Genomic DNA, 22,960 nt, shown 5'->3' on the forward strand with positions numbered 1-22,960 from the left:
ATCACGATAGGTTCCGGTCTGGACCAGTGGGATCGTCGCCGTGCAGAATCTCACGGATGCGCTTGAGTCTTGGCCCGATCTCATGTTCGTAGCCACGATCGTTGGGATGATAGTATTCACGGCCTTCGAGCTCCTTGGGCATATATTCCTGCGCCGCGACCGCGCCAGGAGCATCGTGGGCATATTGGTAGCCCTTATGGTTGCCCCATGCCTTCATCAACTTTGTCGGAGCGTTTCGCAGGTGCAGCGGCACCTCGCCAATGCGGCCTGCATCCACATCTGCAAGTGCGTCATCCATGGCCTTGTAGCTTGCGTTTGACTTTGGTGCCGTCGCAACCGCCACCACAGCCTCGGCGAGAATGATGCGGGCCTCTGGCATGCCAATCATCGCGACCGCCTGAGCCGCGGCAACGGTTGTCTGCAGAATCTGCGGAGCTGCCATGCCGACTTCCTCCGCCGAGGCAATCATGATGCGTCTTGCGATGAAGCGCGGGTCCTCCCCTGCTCGAATCATTCTCGCAAGATAGTGCAGCGCGGCGTCGACGTCCGAACCGCGCATCGACTTGATGAACGCGCTGATGACATCATAGTGGTCATCGCCCTGCCTGTCATAGCGGACGGTCGCCACGTCCATGACGGACGAGACGACATCAGGCTTGATGATCGGCTTTCTGGAACCCTTCTTGCGCTTCCTGTCGCCTGTCAGCGCACCCGCCGCAGCTTCCAGAATCGTAAGGGCCTTGCGCGCGTCCCCTCCTGACAGCCGCACTATCTGATCTACCGATTCCTCCTCGATCCTGACCTGGTCGTTCAGTCCCCGACTGTCTTTCACAGCCCTATGGACCAGGGATGAGAGATCCTCATCGTCCAAGGCATCGAGCTTGACGACGACCGAACGTGACAGCAGCGGCGAGATGACGGAGAAACTGGGATTCTCCGTGGTTGCGGCGATGAAGGTGACATCCCGGTTTTCGACGCTGGGCAGCAATGCGTCCTGCTGGGATTTGGAGAAACGATGCACCTCGTCGATGAAGAGGACCGTTTCCCTCCCCTCGGTGACCAGTCGCTCACGCGCCCGCGCAAGCACCTCGCGCACGTCCTTCACTCCCGAGGTGACCGCGGAGAGCTCTTCGAATTCACGTTCGGACTGATGGGCGACGATGTAGGCAAGCGTCGTCTTCCCAACCCCTGGAGGACCGAACAATATTACCGAGCTGGGCGAAGTCACCGAGCCCTGCGACGCTGGCATTGCCAGACGCTGCAATGGTGAACCGGCCTTCAGTGCCGCGGATTGGCCAAGCACCTCGGTCAGTGAGGTCGGTCTCATTCTCACGGCAAGTGGGCGGGTCATCGCATCATCGGGAATGTCGGCGGCGCTGAACAGATCTTGACTCATGCCACCCACTCTAATCCGTGGGGCTATCAACCCGCAGGACATTAATCCCAAGGCAGTCATTCACGTCATGATTGGCAGGCTGCACAGTTCAGCGTCTGCCAAAGCCGAATGCCCCTTGGCTGCAAGGCTTTCACATTTCATCTGCCTGTTCGCCCAGGGTTTCGATGGGCCCGACCCTGTAGTCCTCGAAAACCGCCTCGCCGCGGTCCTGGGTCTCCTTCAAGTCAACGTTCGCAGCGATGCCCCAATCGTGGTCGCCATCGGAGTCGGCGAATATCTGCCTGACGAACCAGCGATGCTCGGAACGTTCCATCCGCTCGTCCATCGTTATGAACTGAGCGGAACGCGCCTGTGCATCCACTCCGATCGATTCGTGTGCGTCATAGAGATCGTCAAGCGCATCCTCCCAGCGATGCACGCCATAACCCCAATCCGAATCCAAGGCACCCAGCTTCTCGGCCTCTTCGAAGGCGGCCAGCTGCACGCGGGTGAACATCGCATTGCGAACCAGCACCTGCAAGCCTGACCGGTCGGCGACTATCTGCTCCTCGAAGGTCGGTGGAGCCGCAGAAAGGCCTGCGCCTGCATCTGCGTCCTCTCCTGCGGATTCCCATTCATCCACCAGGGATGAATCCACCGAACGGACGACCACCCTGAGCCACGAGATGATGTCTTCCAGCCGTTCATCGCATTTTTCGATGGGAACGGTGCGGCTCAAGGCTCGATACGCATCGCTCAGGTAACGCAGCAGAGTCCCCTCTGACCGGGATATCGCATATCTGGAAATGTACCCCTTGAAATCGGACGCCGTCTCGACCATGTCGCGTATTACGGATTTTGGGCTCAGCTCATAGTCGTTCGCCCATGGAACGTCCTTGCAATACTGCTGAAAAGCGGATTCAAGAAGCTCCTCAAGCGGTTTCGGGTAGGTGATCTCGGCAAGCTTGTCCATCCGCTCATCGTATTCGATGCCATCTGCCTTCATGTCCGCCATCGCAGCATCCTTGGCCTGCCGTTCCTGTGCACGCAGCACCTGTCGCGGATCCTCCAAGGTGGCTTCGACCATCGATATCACATCAAGGGCATACGTATCTGACTCACGGTCGAGCAGCTCGAGCGATGCCAGCAGGAACGGCGAGAGCGGCTGATCGAGTGCGAAATCCTCGGGAACATCGACGGTCGTGAAGTAGTCATCGCCGCCGTCGTCATTCTGCTCGATTTCGATCACATTCGAATCGATCAGGGTCTGGAATATCTCCTCCGCACGCTCATGCAGGCGTTCCTTCTGCTGTTCGGTCTGCAATGAGTCATCGATGAGCCTGTCCACGCGATCCCTTGCATCCCCACCCTGCTCGACCTCGTTCAGCACGAAGGAATGGGTGATGTCGAGATGCGGGGTCAGCTTCTCTGGCTGAGCCTCGATGAGTCTGTCGAAGGTGCTTTCGTTCCAGCTTACGAAGCCCTCCGGCGGCTTCTTGCGCTTGACGCGCTTGAGCTTCTTCGGATCGTTGCCAGCCTTGGCCATCGCACGGGCATTCTCGATCTCGTATTCCGGAGCCTCGGCGACCACAAGTCCCTCTGAATCGAAGCCCATGCGTCCCGCGCGGCCCGCGATCTGATGGAATTCGCGCGATCGCAGACGCCGCTGACGACGGCCGTCATACTTTGTCAGGGCGGTCAGCACCACGGTGTGAATCGGCACATTGATGCCCACTCCAAGCGTATCGGTGCCACATATGACCGGCAGCAGGCCCTGCTGTGCGAGCTGTTCGACAAGCCTTCGATATCGCGGCAGCATCCCTGCATGGTGAACTCCCACGCCAGTCCTCAGCAGGCGTTGAAGAATCTGGCCGAAGGCGGTGGTGAACCGTGTGCCCTTGATGGCTTCCTTGATCCTGTCGCGCTGCTGTCTGTCGGATATGCCGGTGCTTGACAGTGCCTGAGCAGTCTCCAGCGCGGCATCCTGTGAGAAATGAACGATATATACGGGCGTGTCGCCCTTCCCTATCAATTCCTCGAGCGTCGCAGGCAGCTGCGTATCGACGTATGCGTAGCTCAGCGGCACAGGCCGTGGTGCGTCGTCGATGACATCGACATCCGTGTCGGTCGAGTCCTCAAGCGATTTCGCGAGCTCGCTGACGTCGCCCAGAGTGGCCGACATCAGCAGAAACTGCGTGTCGGGCAGCGTGAGCAGCGGAACCTGCCATGCCCAGCCACGCTCGTAATCGCCGTAATAGTGGAACTCATCCATCGCGACGCAGCCGACATCTGCATGGATGCCTTCCCGCAAGGCTTGATTGGCAAGGATCTCGGCCGTGCAGCATATCACCGGCGCCTCGGTGTTGATGTGCGTGTCACCGGTTATCATGCCGACATTGTCGCGTCCAAGCAGACGCACCAGCTCAAAGAACTTCTCGCTCACGAGAGCCTTTATGGGAGCCGTGTAATATGACCTTCTGCCGGTGCAGAGGGCGGCGAAATGCATGCCAAGCGCAACCAGGGATTTACCTGAACCGGTTGGAGTGCTCAGGATCACGTGGTTTCCCGACAGCAGGCTGAGCACCGCATCCTCCTGATGCGGCCATGGCGTGATGCCACGTCCCTGCACCCAGTCAAAGAAGCGATCGTATATCTCGTCGGCGCCAAGATTCCTCGAATCCTCGCCAAGGCTTGGAATCAAGGGTTCAAGAGTCGCCGGACTGCCCTCACCTGACGAATCGGGCTTCGATGCGGACGATGCATGCTGCGAAGATGTCTCTTCCAATGACGATCCTTCCAAGGATTCCTGACCTGCCGATCCCAATGACCTGCCCCACTTTCAATGTCACCGCGAAGGTGACCTCACCTCCCAGACTAACCGCCACCGACTATCTTCGATGATACGGGGCGGTGGTATCCCTCAGCACCAGTGAAGCCCGCATCCTGACATGCGCCTGAGGCAATGGTTCGCCCTTCATCAATCCCAAGGTCAGCCTGCCGGCCATGCGACTCATCTCCACAGGGTTCTGATGCAGTGTCGTAAGTCCTGCCAAGGGTGCGTAAGCGTAGTCGTCAAAGCCTATCACCGAGATATCCTGTGGCACACGGATGCCGAACCTTCTGAGGCTATAGATCAGAGCCACGGCGAAGTCGTCGGTCTCGACGCAGATCGCACTTGGGTGAACCGGACTGGAAAGAATGCTCGCGACGACCGATGACGCCGCATCGTCCAGGGTGCGGAAGTCGTCACGCGTTCCAGGATTGAAATGGGCGATGTGTTCGTCCGCGTACCCCAGGTCATGGGCGACCTTGACGAATGCGACGCCACGCAGCTGCGAGCTGAAAAGCAGCTTGGGAACGTTCGGCATCGACACGAAGCCGAGTCTGCGGTGGCCGAGTGACTGCAGCAGGGTCAGAGCCTTGGTCATCGCATCGTCTTCATCGATTCTCACCGTGGCATCGAATCCTTCGGTCCCCCGCGAATCGAATCCGATGACAGGCATCGTCGTCAATCCGAGAATCTCCCGCTGACGTTCGTTCAGGCTCAGCGAGACGACGATGATCGCATCGCTGTTTCTGTTTCCCAGCAGGGCATCGAGATACGCATCCAACGATGCCGCGCTTGGAGCGATATGGGGCACCAGATCGTAGCCCTGTGTGGATAGAACCTCATATGCGCCTTGCATCGACGATGAGTTGAACCATGTGTTCAGCTGATCCGTGAACAGAATCGTGACCCTCATCGTCTTGCCTGAAGCCAGCGATGACGCGTTCTTCGAAAGGACGAAATGCTGTCGCCTTGCGATTTCCTCGATCTTGATCCGTGTCTTTGGATTGACCTTGTCAAGTCCACGCAGCGCCCTGGATACGGTGGAATCAGAAACGCCTGCCGCCAGGGCTACATCGTGGAGAGTGATTCTACTCATGGTTCCTCCGACACTTTCATCGCGCTCAGCGATCCGACATTTCCTTTCAGTAGTCTAAGGCATCGCAGAGGAATCATGACATGACGAGGCCTCTTCCCACGCCTTCGCATCGGCAACCGGGCGAGGAACGCGGAGCACATGGAAACGATGGACGGCGCACACAGCACTGTGCTGAAACACAGGGTGCTGAAACAGAGAGTGCCGAAACACACGGTGCCGAAACAGAGAGTGCCGAAACAGGCAGCGCACAATATATGCAAGCGCTGTAATTATTGAGGGAATAATTATAGGGAAATGAGTTGCAGCCAACAATGACTGAGAAAACTCTCAATGAGGAGAACAATAAATGTGCTCTAATCAAGACATGCAATCAGAAGAATACAATGCAAGCGCTTCGACTGATTCATTGAAAAGGACACTTTCACATCACATCCCATGCTCGGATCCTGACTGGTGGAAGCAAGCGGTCGTCTATCAGATATATCCGCGCTCATTCAAGGATTCCACCGGCTCAGGGCTGGGAGACATTGCAGGCATCACCAGCAGGATCGACTATCTGAAGCGACTTGGCATCGACTGCATCTGGCTGTCGCCCTTCTACCCCTCGACCCTGGCCGATGGTGGATACGATGTGGCCGACTATCGCGACGTCGACCCCAGGCTTGGCACGATGGAGGACTTTGACACGCTGTGCGCCGCGGCGCACAAGAGAGGTCTGAAGGTCGTCGTCGACATCGTGCCGAACCATTCTTCGAACCTTCATCCCTGGTTCCAGGAGGCGCTGCTGAGCGAATCCGGTTCCGTTGAGCGCGAGCGTTACATCTTCCGGGATGGACGGGGAGCGAATGGCGAGATCCCACCGACGGATTGGATTTCCAACTTTGGCGGGTCGGCGTGGACGCGCGTTGCCGACGGCCAATGGTACCTTCATCTCTTCGCCAAGGAGCAGCCGGATTTCAACTGGGACAACGAAGACGTCAGGCAGGATTTTCTCACGACCCTGCGCTTCTGGAGCGACCACGGCGCAGACGGATTCCGAGTGGATGTCGCACACGGCCTTGCCAAGGATCTGAACCGCTCCGACCTTGATGACTGGAGTGCGCTCGCCACGCTGCCGCTGCCCACCGATGGCAGCCATCCACTGTATGACCGCGACGAGGTCCACGACATCTTCAGACAGTGGCACACCGTCTTCGACGAATATGACCCGCCTCGCTTCGCCGTGGCCGAAGCATGGGTGAATCCAGCTCGTCAACACCTCTATTCCAGTCCCAAGGAACTGGGGCAAGTCTTCAACTTCGAATTCGCCAAAAAGAATTGGGTTCGCGACGAACTGCATGAGGCCATTGCAGAAGGCATCGAGCAGGCGACCCGATCGGGATCGACATCGACATGGGTGATGAGCAATCATGATGTGATTCGTCATGCCACCAGATATGCACTCCCCCAAGTCCCCACGAAAAATGGGCTCTATCACACGCAGGCCAGGGATTGGGTGTTGCGCGACGGCAGCTCGTTCATCGAGAATCGGGAGGTGGGCACCCGCCGGGCCAGAGCCGCCATCATGCTCGAACTGGCGTTGCCAGGATCGACATATGTATATCAGGGCGAGGAGCTCGGTCTTTTTGAAGTGCCTGACATCCCGTGGAGTCGCCTGCAGGACCCCGAAAGCTTTGGGTCGACGGGCGCGTCGGCCAGCAAGGGAAGGGACGGCTGCCGTGTTCCGCTGCCGTGGGTCGGTTCGGATGCCCCTGTTCTGGATGATGCGAATGCGCGGGATTTCTCCGTGACCACGAATGTGATATCGCGTTTCGGCCATATCAATGCCAGCGACGGAAGCGGCAGCTTCGGATTCTCCCCTCGCGAGAGAACGGATGGTTCAGGCGACATCCCGGCACAGACGCATCTTCCACAACCTGACTGGTATGCGCACTTTGCCGTCGATGTCGAAGAGCTCGATCCGAGATCGATGCTGCATCTGTATCGCAGGGCTCTTGAGCTGCGTCACGAGATGCACACCTCGGACACTTCGCTGACATGGCTGAAGGGATACGACGCACCGTCGACCGTTCACGATGGCGCAGACGGGCAGCTCGGAGGGGTGATCGCCTACAGGCGAGCGAATGGCTGGGCAAACATCACCAACTTCGGCTCGCAGACCATAGCTCTTCCGAAAGGCTCCGTCAGACTTGCATCATCCGAACTCACGCCAGACGGCAAGCTTGCGCAGGACGCATCCGTGTGGATGATGCTGCAATGATTGCCGTCGCAAGGGTCGACCTCGCCCCACGCACCCCGTCTGTCGGGCGAGAGTCTGCCTCACATGACCTTGAGATGCTGTCTGACCAGGTCGACGTTGAAATCGGCAGGCGGCCACGAGAGGTTCATGTCCTGCAGCCTGGCACGCAATATCTGTGACAGCACAGCCCTGGAATACCAACGATGATTGGCGGGGATGACATGCCAGGGTGCGTAATCGGTCGACGTACGCTCCATGACCTCCTGCCACGCATCCATATAATCGTCCCAATGTTCGCGTGCCTTCACGTCGCTGGGATCGAACTTCCAATACTTGCGCGGATCGTCAAGACGCCTCAGGAAGCGCTTCTTTTGGAAGTCCTTGGAAATGCAGAGGAATATCTTGATGATGACGCAGCCGTCCTGGGTGAGGCGATGCTCGAAGTCGTTGATCTCGTCATATCTCGCCTCCCATATCTGGCGAGGGTAGGTTCCAAATATGCGAGGCATGACAATGTCTTCATAGTGCGAGCGGTCGAAGATGGAGATCCAGCCGTACTTTGGCAGCTCGCGACGAATGCGCCACAGATAGTCGTGATTGAGTTCCTTCTGTGTCGGCGCACCGAATCCATGATAATGAATGCCCATGGGATTGGTCTGGCTGAAGACGTGCTCCACCATGCTTCCCTTGCCTGATGTATCCATGCCTTGCAGCACGATCAGAATTCTCCGACGAGAGCCCTTGACGCCATTCGCATAGAGCAGGCTCTGGTAGTTGCCGATTTCGTCCGAGCTCAGACTGACGAATTCCTTGGCATCGCTCTTTCTGCTCTCGAATCCGGGAGTCGATTCGCAGTCCACGTCGCCGAGGACGACGCCACTGTGAAATCTCAACGCCGAATCTGGATCGACATCCCAGATGGCGCTCAGCTCCGAGGATTCCTTTCTGACGATCTGCAGCCTGTCATGGATATGGCGCTTGGTCTGCTTGCGCAGCTCCTGTGCCTGAACGGTCCGCAGCTCCTTGATGGTCAGCTGCCTCTCATGCTTGTTGCCCATACGAAAGCCCTCGATTCACTGATAAACAGAAACACACGGGAATGGTGGAATTCCACTATAGCCGGTTCTCACCGTGAATCGAGGGCTTGGCGCGTTCCGAGAAGCGCCATCGATCAAAGGGAGGCTTGGATTCAGTCCTCTTCCTCGTCAGGATCGTAGTCGACGCCGGTTTCGGCTCGCTGAGCGTCCGTGATCGGTGCCGGTGCTCCGGTCAGGGCATCCTGGCCGCTGCCGAGCTTCGGGAATGCGATGACGTCACGAATCGAGCCGACGCCTGCCAACAACTGGGCCGTGCGGTCCCAGCCCAAGGCAATGCCCGCGTGAGGTGGCGCGCCGAACTTGAAGGCGTCGAGCAGGAATCCGAACTTTTCCTGGGCTTCATCCGGCGAGATGCCCAGAACCTTCAGGACTCGGTTCTGAATGTCGTCACGATGGATACGAACCGAACCTCCGCCGATCTCCTCGCCGTTGCAGACGATGTCGTAGCTGTCGCTCATCGCATGCTCGGGATCCTGATCGAACTTGTCAATCCAATCGGCACTTGGCATCGTGAATGGATGATGCATGGACGTCCACTTGGAGTGACCGACGGCCACATCGTCATCGTCGGGGTCGTCAGCCTGCTTGAAGAGCGGGAAGTCGACGACCCATGTCAGTGCGAACTCGTCAGGCTTCAAGAGTCCCTGACGGCGCGCAATCTCGACGCGGACGGCGCCAAGCAGCAGCTGCGATGCCTCGCGGCGACCTGCAGCGAAGAACACCGCGTCGCCGTTCTCGGCATGGACTGCCTTCTGAAGGCCATTGCGCTCCTCCTCGGAGAGGTTCTTCGCAACCGGACCCTTGAGGTTGCCGTCATCCTCGAACTGGACGTATGCGAGACCCTTGGCACCGCGCTGCTTGGCCCATTCCTGCCACGCATCGAACTGTCGGCGTGGAAGAGATGCGCCACCCTTGTATACGACTGCGCCCACATAGGGGTTCTGGAAGACGCGGAACGGCGTGTCCTTGAAGTAGTCGGTGAGCTCGACGATCTGGTTGCCGAAGCGTAGGTCAGGCTTGTCGGAGCCATACTTGTTCATCGCATCGGTCCATGTGATGCGTGAAATCGGAAGCTTCACCTCGAATCCTGCACTCTTCCAGACGTTGGCGATGACCTTCTCGGCCATGGCCATCACGTCCTCCTGATCGACGAAGCTCATCTCGATGTCGAGCTGGGTGAATTCAGGCTGACGATCGGCGCGGAAGTCCTCGTCACGGTAGCAGCGAGCAAGCTGATAGTACTTCTCGAAGCCGCTGACCATGAGCAGCTGCTTGAGCAGCTGTGGGGACTGTGGCAATGCGTACCACGATCCTGGAATCAGACGTGCAGGAACAAGGAAGTCTCGTGCACCTTCTGGCGTGGACTTAATGAGCGTCGGAGTCTCGATCTCGCAGAAATCCATGTCGTCGAGCGCCTCGCGGGCAGCCTTGCTCATCTTCGCGCGCAGGCGAATGGTGCGCTGCATCGCTGGGCGGCGTAGATCAAGATAACGATATTTCAGACGCGTGTCCTCGCCAGGCAGCTTGTTCTCGGACTCGTTCTCAAGAGCGGTTGAAACCTGGAACGGCAGTGCATCGGACTTTGCGAGAATCTTGACGTCCTTGGCCACGATTTCAATCTTGCCCGTGGCAAGATGTGTGTTCTCGTTGCCGTCTGGACGGGCACGGACCTCACCCTCGATCTCCACGACGAACTCGCTGCGAAGCGGGCGAGCGACTTCCTCGTCATAGATGACGATCTGCACCAAGCCGGTCTGGTCGCGCAGATCGATGAAGGCCACGCCGCCATGATCCCTTCTACGATCGACCCAACCCGAAACGGTTACGTTCTTACCGATCTCCGCCTCGGTCACCTCGGTGGCATAATGCGTTCTGTAAGCCGACTGGCCCATAACTCCTCTATTCCTTTTCGACACGACATTCACGGTCAACGACGATTGGTCACATCTCGGCCACAAGCTGTCCGAAAGAGACGAGCAATTGGAAAACGAGCAGGAATGCACGCAGCCAAAACGACTCTCGCAGGCCAGTCCCGGGGCTCCGATTCAGTGATTATCGCCGCCGCACTGCACGGTTTGCTGGGCATACACACTATCTGGACTCCACGACACGGTACGTGCAGGAAGCTGTTCTCCCGTAACGATGTTCTTCACCGATTCCTCGGCATCTGCAGTGGCTGGGAACCAGACGTATGGGATGCCAAGATGATCCGCGTAACGAATCTGCTTGCCAAGTTTCACCGCCTTGGGCGAGACATCCGTCGAGATGCCCCTGGCGCGGAGCTCTCGCGCGATGCGATTGCTGTCGCCACGATCCTCCTCGTTCCACACAGCGATCAGTACGCTCGCCGGCGATATGCGGGAAGCCTGCGCGTGCGCGCCATGCAGCATGTATGAGACCAGACGTGACAGCCCGATGGAAAGTCCGACTCCCGGATACTTGCGGCTGCCCTGCGACGCAAGGTTGTCGTATCGCCCCCCGGAGCATATGGAACCAAGCGATTCCGCGCCATCAAGGAAGGTCTCATATACCGAACCCGTGTAGTAATCAAGACCGCGGGCGATCTTGAGGTCGGCGATGACCGAGCCGGGACGAATCTTCGCGGATTCATCGACGATCATGGCCAAGGTCGACAATCCCTCGTGCGCCAGGCGGTATGCGTCGGAATTCGCGTCGACCGAGCATTCGTTGCAGAGATCATCGAACCGGTGGGTGAGCTCCTCGCCCGTGAAGGCGGAAAGCTCGGCAAGACGCAGGCATGCATTGGCCTGCTCGGCACTCGCGCCGCAGGTCTCGACCAGCAGTCTGCCCACCTCACCGGCACCGATCTTGTCGAGCTTGTCTATCTCACGCAGCACTCCCTCGATGTCGGTCAGACCGATTCCACGATAGAAGCCCTCCGAAAGCTTGCGATTATTGGCATGCACCGTCGCCTTCGGCAGTCCGAATGCCCGTAGGCTCTCCATCGCATTGACCATGACCAGCGGCAGTTCCACCTCGTAATGCTCCGGCAGATCGCCATTGCCGACGACGTCGATGTCCGCCTGGATGAACTCCCTGAAGCGTCCCTCCTGCGGGCGTTCGCCGCGCCAGACCTTCTGGATCTGCCAACGCTTGAAGGGGAATGTCAGCGCGCCTGAATTCTCGACCACATAGCGACTCAGCGGTACTGTCAGGTCGAAATGCAGACCAAGACGATCCTCGACAGGCGTGTCGTTCTCCTGACCCACCTCCTGAAGTCGGCTCAGCAGATAGATCTCCTTGCTGGTCTCCCCTTTTTTCAGCAGGCTTGAGCCCTGTTCGACCGCCCTGGTTTCGATTCCAAGAAAGCCGTTCAGCTCAAAAATCCTGCGTAACGTATCGATTGCTTGCTGTTCGACAACCCGTTCTTCGGGAAGCCACTCCGGAAATCCGGATAATGATGCACCTTTTGCCACGATTCCATATAATAGGTGAGGTTGCGGAAAAGATGACACTCTCTTTCACAATCCCTCTATCCCACAAGCTAAGGAGCTGGCCATGGCCGATGAAGCAGCCACCACACCCGTAAACACTCAGACACCCCAGGAAAACGATAACAACACCGCATCGCAGGGGTCCTCGCTGAAGCCAGCTGCGTCCAATGCCGAAGCCACGAAGCAGCCGGCAAACACCAACGTTCCCAAGCCTCACGCACCATCGCCAGCTGCATTGGCAAAGAAGCAGCCAGCCGGCAAGCCCACTGCCCCGCTCGCGGCGGTGAGCTATTCGAACGCGGCTGTCGAGAAGGCGCAATCCTTCGGCCACGTTGACGACAAGGGAGACGTGTACGTATCGGAGAACGGAACGGACCGCAAGGTCGGGGAATTCCCCGATGCGAAGCCCCAGGAGGCGCTGACCCTCTATGCGACACGCTATCTCGAGCTCAAGGCGAAACTCGACCTGTTCGAGGCAAGGCTGCAGACGGCGACGGTGAAGCCTCATGAAATCGATGAGTCGCTGAAGACTCTCGAGACCGAGACCACCGAACCTCAGGTCGTCGGGGATCTGGCCGCACTCCACCAGCAGTTCGAAGCTTTGAAGACAGCAGCTTCGGCAAAGAAGCAAGAGCTGGCAGAGGAGCGCAGAAAGGCTCAGGACGAGGCCAAGAAGGAGCGAACCGCAATCGTCGAGAAAGCCGAGAAATTGGCGGCATCACTCGGAGACAACACCAATTGGCGCTCGACAGCGGATAAGTTCCGAGCGCTCTTCGATGAATGGCAGAATCATCAGCGCACCAGCATACGTATCGAAAAGCCTGATGCGGACGCGTTATGGAAGCGTTTCTCGTCCGCGCGCACGACCTTCAACCAGGGCCGACGCAAGTGGGCTCAGCAGCGTGATGCCGAACACTCCAAGGCAAAGGAAGCCAAGGAAGCGATTATCGCAGAGGCCGAATCGATGAAGAATTCCACCGATTGGGGCGAGACCTCACGCAGCTTCAATGCTCTGATGGATCGCTGGAAGCAGGCGGGTCGCGCCGGACGTCATGAGGATGACGACCTGTGGGCGAAGTTCCGCGCAGCCGCCGACACCTTCTTCGATGCACGCCAGAGCGACCGAGATCAGACCTCAAGCGATGAGAAGGAGAATCTCGTCAAGAAGGAGGCTCTTGTGGTCAAGGCCGAGGCCCTGCTCCCTGTTAAGGACGAGAACGCCGCGAAGAAGGCACGCCAGCAGCTTGCAACGATTCAGGAGGAGTGGGATCAGATCGGGTATGTTCCTCGCGAAGATGTCCATCGCATCGAAAGCCGCCTGGATGCCGTCGACAAACAGATCAAGTCCGTCGAGGATGCCGTGTGGAAGCAATCCGATCCGGAGGCCGACGCCAGAAAGTCAAGCTTCGAGGATCAGCTGAATTCGCAGCTCAAGGAACTCGACGACCAGATTGCCGCGTCAAGCGATCCTCAGCAGATCAAGAAGCTTCAGGCTGAGAAGGCGACCAAGGAACAGTGGCTGAACGCGATTCGCTGATGATGTAAAAGCATGATGTGAACTGGTGACGTGAACGTCGAAGGTCGCCGGACTGCATCGTCCCATGGGTCCTTGGCTCTGCAATCGAAATGCAGAGCCAAGGACCCTATGCATTGATGATGTGCCTCGTCCGTCGGAGCAGAGGATGCGGACGACAATTCCAAGCTGCACGGCTATCCTGAGACCATGCATAGTCTCATCCGCATCGATGACTGGTCCGCGGCGGACATTCACGAAGTATTCGGCATGGCCGATGCCTACCAATCCAGGCGTGGGCCGCGCTTCGAAGGCTCGATCGTGACGTTCTTCCCTTCCACGAGCTTGCGCACTCGCGTGGCCTTTGAAAGAGGCCTGGCGATGATGGGCTTGCAACCATCCTGTTTCCGCCGGAGACACTCGACAGGCCCGAGGATCCCGCAGATGTCGTCGGCTTTCTTCAACCGTGGGTGCGCGCTCTGATAGTGCGCCATCCCGATATGAAGAAGATCGAACAGCTGGCAGCGGCATCGGAAGTCCCGGTCATAAACGCGATGACCGACATCAATCATCCATGTGAGATCCTGAGTGACCTTTACTCCCTGCAACGTGACTACGATATCGAACGATTGCGCTTCGTCTACGTCGGCGCGCGCAGCAACACCCTGCATTCGTGGCAGGAGGCCTCTCGCGCGCTTGGTCTTGACCTCACCCAGTGCTGCCCCAGCGGCCTTGAAGTTCCGGGAATTCAATGGAAGGAAGACATTCACGAAGCCGTGCGAGACGCCGATGTGATCATGACGGACAGGAGCGAATCCCAGGACCCGCGACTTGCGCGCTATCAGATCACCGAACAGCTCTTGGATGAGGCGCCAGCGGGAGCGTTGTTCGACCCATGTCCACCCTTCACCCGTGGAGCGGAGATCAGCGCAGGCTCACTCGATCACTCTGCATTCGTCGGCCACCGCTTCAAGTCCGCCCTGCTGCCCGTTCAACAGGCGATCACTGCCTTCTGTCTCGGCGCAGACCGGCAGGACCGCATCGAGAACTTGACATGAAGCACGACACGAAGCACGACACGGATCCGAGGCACGTTCTATGCGCATTCGGTATGCACTCGACGCAAGCCAGCATGCGCCGCATTCCTTGCCTCCGAATCCAGGACAGATAACGCTATCCATGACAGAAAACGCTGCGACACTGACGAATTCAGATGTCGCAGCTGAACCCATAGAACAGCATTCCCCAGAACGATGTTCTTTATCGCGAAACTCAGAAGAAGAGGACGATCCTCTGAGATGCATACGGACTTCCATGATATGTGCAATAGGTGCGCGAAGCATGGGATTTACGGCAGAATGTGCGGCACTTCAGGGATGTAGACCACGCCCAGCCTTTCATTCAAGACAGCGTAATTCTATGACGTCACTGGATATCCTGGCTGGGGATCAGGCAGCACGCTCTTATGTTCAGGGAACCCGATGGCCTGCCGCCTTGTAGAGATCCCACCAGTCCTGCCGATCAAGTTCGATGTCGTCGCCATCAAGCATTTGCGAGAGCCGTTCAGGATTCATTGAGCCGAGAATGACCTGTATCTGCGCAGGGTGATGCAGTATCCAGGCCGTTGCTATCGCATTCCGAGTAGTGGCGTGTTTCCGGGCCTGTCTATCGAGCTCTCGATTAAGTTCCGGGAAATGTGCATTGCCGACGAAGGGACCATATGGTGTCCCCGATTGAAAGGGACTCCAGGCCTGAACCGTGATTTTCCTTAATTGGGTGTAAGGCAGGATGCCTCCTTCGCGATTAATCGCATCGTCATCTGACATATTGATGTGGATTCCAGCATCGATGATTGGAGTATGCATCAGACCGAACTGCAATTGATCGACTTGAATATGCGTTGCAAGAAAGGATTGCAGATACTCAATCTGCCAAGGACCCATATTGCTCACACCGACCTCATGAACTTTGCCAGAACTCATGAGATCTTGAACCATACCTGCGAATTCGTTCACATCCATCAGAGGATCCGGGCGGTGCAATATCACGCTGTCAACGTAGTCCGTTCCCAGCGCCTCGAGTTCCTTGTCAAAGGACTCGACGAGATTCCTGTATGACGAATCATAGCGAGTCGCTCCATTATGGGAATAACCGCTCACAACACCAAACTTCGTCTGAATAAAGATGTCAGAACGCTTCGCTCCAACATCTTTGATTGACGTTCCCAGCTTTTCCGAGCTTGCGTGAGCCCGGCCTGCATTCGGCCCATAGATGTCAGCCGTGTCGAAAAAGTTCACACCACGGTCCAGCACGGAACCGAGCACTGTGGCAGCGGCAGTTCTGTCCAACGCATCCATGTGCAGGACGCCTAACGCAATGCGCGATACATGCATTTCGGACGTGCCAATACAGATATGTCTCATCATGTTCCCTATCCATTGGTAGCGTTTGCATCTATGCTCCTCCACGTCCCCTGCCCATCACATGCATGATTCGCATTTCAGCAATTGAACAATATGCTCGATGATGTGGAATACCGCAAGCATCTTTCACCGATGACATGCAGCTGGAAGAAAATCAACAATCCGGAATTCACAGCACGTGATCAATTGCGCTGACGCGAGTTATCAAGACGGGCTGCTCTGTGCTGATAAAACTCGGTGTCGTCACAGCCGTGACAATCAAATCAACAGCGAGAAATTGTCCAAGCAGAAACGCTAAATCGTTAATTCCATTTGCACATGAGGGATGCCATCTTCCATGAATTCATCGGAGCATACTGCAAACCCTTGTCGTTGATAAAATCCAGTGGCATATGATTGGGCCTCGATATATAGTCTTCCTGCATTCAGTTTCTCGGCAGCCTTCTTGATTCCTTCTTTAAGGATCATTCCACCCAGCCCATGTCCATGCTGCACAGTCAGGACTCGTCCAAGTTGGATCGTCTTGGAATCTTCATCTTTGATGAACGCACGCAGATAGGCAGTGACCTTACCCCCTGCCGTATAAAAGATATGGAGGCTTCTATAGTCGACATCATCTAAGTCCTGATAGACGCAATGTTGTTCTACAACGAATATTTCGGATCTGGCCTTGAGAATCTCATATAATTCTGTTGTGCTGAGTTCACCAAAGAATTTTGAAGATAACTCCATGTGCATGCCCCCAATGAATGATTCAGAAAATGCAAAAAACGATGCTGCCCTGACGCTAGAACGGCTCGGGTTACAAGTATATGAGAAGCGGCTCGCTGTCCAATTCAAAAACTGATGCAGATTCGACGCAAACCAGGCTGTGACACACTGGGATGCGTCAAATCTGTATTTCTAAAACATTGGTATGTCAACGGACTCACACGTTGAACTTGAATTCCACGATGTCTCCTGGCTGCATGACATAGTCCTTGCCTTCAAGCCGCATCTTGCCTTCGTCCTTGACCTTGGCGTACGAGCCCGAGGCGATGAGATCATCGTATGAGACGATCTCAGCCTTGATGAAGCCCTTCTCGAAATCGCTGTGAATCACACCGGCAGCCTGAGGCGCGGTCCAACCCTTGTGAATCTGCCAAGCACGCACCTCCTTGACACCGGCGGTGAGATAGGTCTGCAGGCCCAGAATGTCGAATCCGACGCGAGCCAACTGATCAAGACCGGACTCTTCCAGCCCCGCGTCATGGAGCATCTCCTCAGCGTCAGCCTCGTCGAGTTCGGTCAGATCGGACTCGAACTGGGCGTTCAGGAAGATGGAAGGCGCCGGGGATACGGATGCCGCCAGCTTCTTCTTCAGTTCGTTATTCTGCAATTCGTCGTCATCGACGTTGAACACATATATGAATGGCTTCGCAGTCATCAGATGCAGTTCGGCGATTTCTGACTTGTCTATTCTCCCGGCATTTGCGGCATGGTCTATGGTTTCGCCGTTCGCAAGTATTTCCTTCGCCTTCAGCACGGCATCCATCGTCGACTTGTCGATCTTGCTGCCGCGAAGGTCCTTCTCCATCTTTGGCAGGGCGTTCTCAATGGTCTGCAGGTCCGCCAGAATCAGCTCGGTATTGATCGTATCGACGTCATCGGCAGGGTCTATCTTGCCATTGACGTGCACGATGTCATCGTCCTCGAAGGCTCGCACGACCTCGCAGATGGCATCCGCCTCGCGTATGTTGGCTAGGAACTGGTTGCCCAGGCCTTCGCCCTGCGACGCACCCTTGACGATGCCAGCGATATCAACGAAGGTGACCGTTGCAGGGATGATTTTCTCAGTGCCGACCAACTTCGCCAAAATCGGGAGCCTTTTGTCAGGCAAAGGCACGATGCCCGTATTCGGTTCGATCGTTGCAAATGGATAGTTCTCTGCCAGCACGTTATTCCTGGTCAGAGCATTGAACAGTGTGGACTTGCCTACATTCGGGAGCCCGACGATTCCTATGGTTAGTGACATGGCTTCTAGTCTAAGGCGATGACGGACGAAGCGATGACGGGGAAGGTCACGATTCGGCCACACACTCCTGCATCGATCGCATTTTCACACTGATGTCAATGCCGTCCATTCGGTTTTCGAGCGTCTACGCTGCTCTTCGTCGGTCAGAGACCGAGTTTCTTCGTACAAAGCTCGACTTTTGCGCCCTGATTGCAAGTTTTTGGCACTTGTCGAAGTAGAAAGGCGTGAAAACGGCATGGTGTCGGCCACCATTACAACGATTTCGGGGTCTTCTACTTCGACAAGTGCCAAAAACTTGTCATCTGAGGCTCCTATTCGCCTACGACGGCATCGACGGCCGAGAATATCGACCCCCGGAAGCCATGCTGCTCAAGCGCAGCGACACCCTTGATGGTCGTTCCGCCTGGAGAGCAGACGGCATCCTTGATGGCCGCAGGGATCAGTCCGGTCGCAACCTGAAGGGCACCTGTCCCCTGCACCATCTTTGCGGCCAGACGATACGACGACTGGCGCGTCAGACCATATTTCACTCCGGCATCCGCCAGGGCCTCTATGAACATTGCAGCGTAAGCTGGACCACAGCCTGCCACAACGCTCGCCACAGACATCTGAGCAGTCTCGACGCGCTCGAGCAGAGCCACAGGAGTGATCAAGTTTTCAAAGACCCGTCTCTGTCCATCGCTGAGTGAATCCTTCGATTCAGCGATGACTACGCCCTGTCCGACGGCAACCGGCGTGTTCGGAATGGTGCAGACCACATGCGTCTCCGGGAGCAACAATGACTGATATCGTTCCAAGTTCCAGCCAGAGGCAATGGAAACGACGAACTTGTCATCGTGCGCAAGCTCCGTCTTGATGCCCTTCAGGATAGATTCGACCAAGTATGGCTTGACGGCGATGATGACGACGTCCGCTGCCACCGCAACCTCCGTCGCCGAATGCAGGGGCTTCGCGCCTATCTTCGCAGTCGTCTTGCTCAGCTTGTCGAAATGCCCGGCGCAGGCCACGATCTGGCCGCCCTTCACCACGCCCTGATCGACGAAGCCCTCCGCCATGGCCTGAGCCATGTTGCCATATCCGATGAATCCAATGGTGAGTGAAGCCAAATCCATAATCGATGCCTTTCCTGATGTTCCCGATTCAATGATTCTTGCAGATGCTGCCTCGTGACTCAACGATAATCAGTGTGACAGACCAAGCATGGTCGTCAGGATCAGACAATCCATGCTCAAATCCTGAAACCATCCGCAGGATCGATGCCCCACATTCGCACGCAACACTAAGCTCTATCATGTGCATTCATTCATTCGGCGCTTCCGCTCTGCAATAGGCAGTCAAACGGTGCAGGACATCATCTCCGGCACCGTGGTCACCGTGCTGTTCGCGCTTGTGTTCTCGGACGACGGCTACGCCGACGGATTGCTGTTCAGATATTCTGGATGGAACATCGTTCCTTGGACGGTCATGCTGGGCATCCCCCTGACGTTCCGACGAAAGTTTCCCCAGAGCGCCGCCCTGTCCTTTGTGGCAATCTCATTCCTACAGCTGATTCTGGGCCCGAGTGCGGTGCCCTCCGACATGGCAGCCCTGATACTGCTCTATACCGTGATCGTCTATGGGGATCCGAAGAACACTCATGTCTTCCTCTGGATCGCTGGCTTCATGGGATTGCTCACCGTCGTCGAGGGAGCGGTCTCCGGCTCATTCAAGCCTTTGCTGATGCGGCAATCGACGACCGAGAGCTTCGCCTGCGATGCGACGCCTCGAGCCTTCCTGAATTCCGGATGCCTGGATTCGATGAAAGAGACATCGATCGTTCTGGGGATCGCCGTTGCGATAACCCTGCTCAGCGTGGTGGTGATGGCATATTGGCAACGGGCCCGAAAGCATGCCATCACGCTGCTCAAGGAACGCAATCAGGCTCTGATCTCACGCCAGGACGAGGAACGCCAGATCGCCGCATTGGCCGAAAGGGCAAGGATTGCAAGGGACATGCATGACGTGGTGGCACACACTCTGTCATCCATCATCGTGCAGTCAGACGCTGGCCGCTATGCGGGAAGGCATGACCTGCATGTGGCGGAAACGACCATGCGCAACATCGAGACGGAGGGACGCACCGCGCTCGCGGGAATGCAGTCGCTGCTCGGTGTGATCGATGCCCAGCATGGCAATGAAGGCTTTCAATCCTCTGCCCAGCGAACCGAGGCGGCCGATTCGGCAGCCGCGACTCACTTTTCGCATACCGAAAGTCTCTCGCATACCGATGGCTCCACGCTTATCAAAGACCCCACTCTTATTAAAGACTCCGCACAGACTTCCGGCATGGCTGCGGACGCAGTCCCGGGAAGGCACGCGGACTCGGCCTCGGACACGGCGAATGACGCAGTCTCTTCCCCGAACTCTTCCATGCTTGCATCAATCGATTCGCACGCCTCTTCGACCTTGGGCCTTTCCATGCCGTCGAACGCATCTGCGACATATAGCCAGATTCCATTGCTCATATCCCACGCCAATGCGATGAGTCCGCAATCGCATGTCGTCAGAAGGGTGAATGGCACGTCTCGACCGGAATCACTGAGCATGGCATGTCAGGAGACCATGTTCCGTGCCGTGGAGGAGTCTCTCAGCAACGTGAGAAAGCATGCCGGCCCGGTCGTCCATGTCCTGATCCAGGAAACATGGTCAGACACTGGCATCAGCCTGACCATTCGAGACGATGGCAGAGGCAAAGGTGCGAGCGCCGATGGACACAGACCAGGATTTGGCCTGCGAGGCATGGCGGAGCGCGTCGAGGCATGCAACGGTTCGCTTGAATCCGGTCCGCTCCCCTTGGGCGGATTCCAGATAGCCGTCACTCTTCCGATTTCGGATGGTGGCGAAGTCACCGAGTCAGGGACTCGGGGCATATTGCGAAGATTGCGGGCAACCTTCGATCTGCTGCGCTCCCAGCCCCTGAACATTCGTGAGACATACGGCTCGACAAGACCGAATGCGATCGAGCGCTTCTCGCAATGGGCACAGCGACATTATGTCTTGGTCGATACCATAGGCGCCCTGGTCGCATGGGTGTGCTTTCTGGCGATCGGAATGGGCAATCACGCATATCTGTTCTATTCGCAGCACACTGCCCAGATTCCCGTCGGCATCACGATTGCGGTCACAAGCTTCATGACCTTGCCGCTGTGCGCGCGCAGGCGCTTTCCGTTCGCGAGCGCCATGTTCGTCGCATCGTGCTGCACCTTGCAATTGATAGTCGTCCCAGGCGTCTTGCCTGTGAACATTCTTGCAGGCTCGTTTCTCTCATCGGCGCTGATGTATGGCAAGAGCACCCATACGGCCAAGCTGATGGCGCTTGCAGTCGTGGATTCGATGCTGTTCGGGCTGCAGACGTATTTTGCGACTGCGGACATTGGCAGAAGCCTGCTTGACGCGATGCGGGATCCGAATCTTGTTATGACGCTTGATTCCAGCCTTCGCTCCGTTCGCGCTGGTCTGATCTCCGCCATTGCCTTGACGATCTTCTGTGGAGGGGTGGCTGCATCGGGTCTGTGGGCGCGTTCGCGGGGCAATAACATACTCGTGCTTCAGGAGCGTGAGGAGGCGATTCTTCTTGAGCAGGAACGCCAGATGGTTCTGAGCGCCGACAATGAGCGCAATCGCATCGCCTCTGCTATTCAGAAGGAAGTCACCGATACGCTTATGTCAGTCGTTTCGCAGGCTGAACGTGGCTTGCTGACGATCGAATCGTTGAGACGGGCGAGTGTCGAGAACATGGCCGAAGAGACGGCTGACGGAGGTCTTGATGACCCGAGTGGCTATGGTCAGACCGCCACGCCGACAAGTGAAAGCAGCTTCGATGAGGCATTCGGTGCCATTGGCCGACAAGGACGCACCGCGCTGGCGCATATGAGAACATTGTTAGGGGTACTTCGCACCACCGGATTCAGCGACAGGAGTCCTGACGCACATGGGGCTTCCTCCGGGCAGTTGCCGATTTCTGCCCTGAAACCGGCCGATTCCCTGGACGATCAGCTTCGTGATGCACAGGCAAGAGACGATGGAGAGACGGATATGCCGGGAAACGCAGGGAGCAGGCAATCATGAATAATGGCGATGGGTTAATTTCGGTAGGCATTGCCGACGATCAGGACCTGGTTCGTGCTGGTTTTGCGATGGTCATCAATTCACAGCCAGACATGCGCGTCGTCTGCCAGGCAAGCGACGGCGAGGAAATCGTATCGCAGTGCAGGCGATTCCACCCTGATGTGGTGCTGATGGACGTTCGCATGCCTGGCCTTGATGGCATCGGCGCAACCACGCAGATCACGGCGTCCGACGAGCACGCCAGCACGCATGTCATCATTCTCACGACCTTTGATCTGGACGAGTATGTGATGTCGGCCATAAACGCCGGAGCTTCTGGATTCCTTCTGAAGGACACCGAGCCGGAGACCCTGCTGTCATCGATACGGACCGTGTACCAAGGCAACGCGATCATCGCTCCGACCGCCACGAAGCGGTTGGTCGAACATATGATGGAAACGGGGTTCGCTGAGGATTCCTGGGATAATTCCCAATCCCCTTCCTCGGCACCGCAGCCTTCGATGGTTCAGTCCGGTGCATCGACCTTCCAGGGCATGGACAGGGCCGATGCACCCGCCGCTTCCTCAGCCTCGAAGTCTCGCATGCCATATCAGGATCGAGAGCTCGACGAGCTGACCGAACGGGAACGCGAGGTGCTTATCGAAATATCCCATGGTCTGAGCAACCAGGAAATAGCCGAGAAGCTGTTCATCAGTCTGCCGACCGTCAAGACTCATGTCGCGCACATTCTGCAGAAGATTCACGCCCGGGATCGCGTTCAGGCGGTCGTGTTCGCCTATGAGAACCATCTGGTCTGAATCTTCTTGACGGC

General features: G+C 56.9%; 16 protein-coding genes. 6 read left to right on the forward strand and 10 right to left on the reverse strand.

Annotation, left to right across the window (positions count from 1 at the left end; all coding sequences use genetic code 11):
- Position 1: 1 nt before the first annotated feature.
- The 3 genes from QN062_RS01930 to QN062_RS01940 form a co-directional block, all read right to left on the reverse strand.
- Positions 2-1,396: a replication-associated recombination protein A gene (locus tag QN062_RS01930; RefSeq protein WP_369341941.1), complete on the reverse strand. Its 1,395-nt coding sequence runs from the start codon at positions 1,394-1,396 to the stop codon at positions 2-4.
- A gap of 130 nt (positions 1,397-1,526) precedes the next feature.
- A complete protein-coding gene (locus tag QN062_RS01935) occupies positions 1,527-4,076 on the reverse strand; it encodes a DEAD/DEAH box helicase (protein WP_369342507.1) in 2,550 nt (849 codons plus the stop codon).
- Positions 4,077-4,263: 187 nt separating this feature from the next.
- On the reverse strand, positions 4,264-5,301 hold the full coding sequence (locus tag QN062_RS01940; RefSeq protein WP_369341942.1) for a LacI family DNA-binding transcriptional regulator: 1,038 nt from the start codon (positions 5,299-5,301) through the stop codon (positions 4,264-4,266).
- 364 nt (positions 5,302-5,665) lie between these two features.
- Between QN062_RS01940 and QN062_RS01945 the strand changes: the two genes are divergently transcribed.
- Entirely contained in the window at positions 5,666-7,561 is a 1,896-nt protein-coding gene (locus QN062_RS01945; protein WP_404984808.1) for a glycoside hydrolase family 13 protein, read from the forward strand.
- 59 nt (positions 7,562-7,620) lie between these two features.
- Here QN062_RS01945 and QN062_RS01950 read toward each other — a convergent pair whose 3' ends face one another.
- The 3 genes from QN062_RS01950 to hisS form a co-directional block, all read right to left on the reverse strand.
- On the reverse strand, positions 7,621-8,598 hold the full coding sequence (locus QN062_RS01950) for a PPK2 family polyphosphate kinase (protein WP_369341944.1): 978 nt from the start codon (positions 8,596-8,598) through the stop codon (positions 7,621-7,623).
- A 131-nt stretch (positions 8,599-8,729) separates the two neighbouring features.
- Positions 8,730-10,529 (reverse strand): aspartate--tRNA ligase, encoded by a 1,800-nt coding sequence (gene aspS / locus QN062_RS01955; RefSeq protein ID WP_369341945.1) that lies wholly within the window; start codon positions 10,527-10,529, stop codon positions 8,730-8,732.
- A gap of 153 nt (positions 10,530-10,682) precedes the next feature.
- Positions 10,683-12,074: a histidine--tRNA ligase gene (gene hisS, locus QN062_RS01960; protein WP_369341946.1), complete on the reverse strand. Its 1,392-nt coding sequence runs from the start codon at positions 12,072-12,074 to the stop codon at positions 10,683-10,685.
- 82 nt (positions 12,075-12,156) lie between these two features.
- On the opposite strand from hisS, the gene QN062_RS01965 reads away from it, so the two are divergent.
- The 3 genes from QN062_RS01965 (at position 12,157) to QN062_RS01975 (ending at position 14,663) form a co-directional block, all read left to right on the forward strand.
- Positions 12,157-13,629 (forward strand): DUF349 domain-containing protein, encoded by a 1,473-nt coding sequence (locus QN062_RS01965; protein WP_369341947.1) that lies wholly within the window; start codon positions 12,157-12,159, stop codon positions 13,627-13,629.
- Between the two features lie 246 nt (positions 13,630-13,875).
- Positions 13,876-14,088, forward strand: coding sequence for a hypothetical protein (locus QN062_RS01970; protein ID WP_369341948.1), 213 nt, complete (start codon positions 13,876-13,878; stop codon positions 14,086-14,088).
- Positions 14,089-14,090: 2 nt separating this feature from the next.
- Positions 14,091-14,663 (forward strand): hypothetical protein, encoded by a 573-nt coding sequence (locus tag QN062_RS01975; protein ID WP_369341949.1) that lies wholly within the window; start codon positions 14,091-14,093, stop codon positions 14,661-14,663.
- 411 nt (positions 14,664-15,074) lie between these two features.
- On the opposite strand, the gene QN062_RS01980 is transcribed toward QN062_RS01975, so the two are convergent.
- From QN062_RS01980 to proC, 4 genes are all read right to left on the reverse strand, one after another.
- Positions 15,075-15,962 (reverse strand): aldo/keto reductase family oxidoreductase, encoded by an 888-nt coding sequence (locus QN062_RS01980; RefSeq protein WP_369341950.1) that lies wholly within the window; start codon positions 15,960-15,962, stop codon positions 15,075-15,077.
- A gap of 360 nt (positions 15,963-16,322) precedes the next feature.
- Positions 16,323-16,760, reverse strand: a complete 438-nt coding sequence (locus QN062_RS01985) for a GNAT family N-acetyltransferase (protein WP_369341951.1) — start codon at positions 16,758-16,760, stop codon at positions 16,323-16,325.
- A 196-nt stretch (positions 16,761-16,956) separates the two neighbouring features.
- Complete coding sequence (gene ychF, locus QN062_RS01990) at positions 16,957-18,042, reverse strand: redox-regulated ATPase YchF (protein WP_369341952.1); 1,086 nt, start codon at positions 18,040-18,042, stop codon at positions 16,957-16,959.
- 311 nt (positions 18,043-18,353) lie between these two features.
- Positions 18,354-19,154 carry a pyrroline-5-carboxylate reductase gene (gene proC / locus QN062_RS01995; protein WP_369341953.1) on the reverse strand — a complete coding sequence of 267 codons (801 nt, stop codon included), beginning with the start codon at positions 19,152-19,154 and terminating at the stop codon, positions 18,354-18,356.
- Positions 19,155-19,383: 229 nt separating this feature from the next.
- On the opposite strand from proC, the gene QN062_RS02000 reads away from it, so the two are divergent.
- Together QN062_RS02000 and QN062_RS02005 are read left to right on the forward strand one after the other, a co-directional pair.
- Entirely contained in the window at positions 19,384-22,149 is a 2,766-nt protein-coding gene (locus QN062_RS02000) for a histidine kinase (protein WP_369341954.1), read from the forward strand.
- Positions 22,146-22,946, forward strand: coding sequence for a response regulator (locus tag QN062_RS02005; protein WP_369341955.1), 801 nt, complete (start codon positions 22,146-22,148; stop codon positions 22,944-22,946). The genes QN062_RS02000 and QN062_RS02005 overlap by 4 nt, the downstream gene beginning before the upstream one ends.
- The last annotated feature ends 14 nt before the right edge of the window (positions 22,947-22,960 follow it).

It is taken from the genome of Bifidobacterium sp. WK012_4_13 (assembly GCF_041080835.1).
GTDB classification, from domain to species: Bacteria; Actinomycetota; Actinomycetes; order Actinomycetales; family Bifidobacteriaceae; genus Bombiscardovia; species Bombiscardovia fermentum.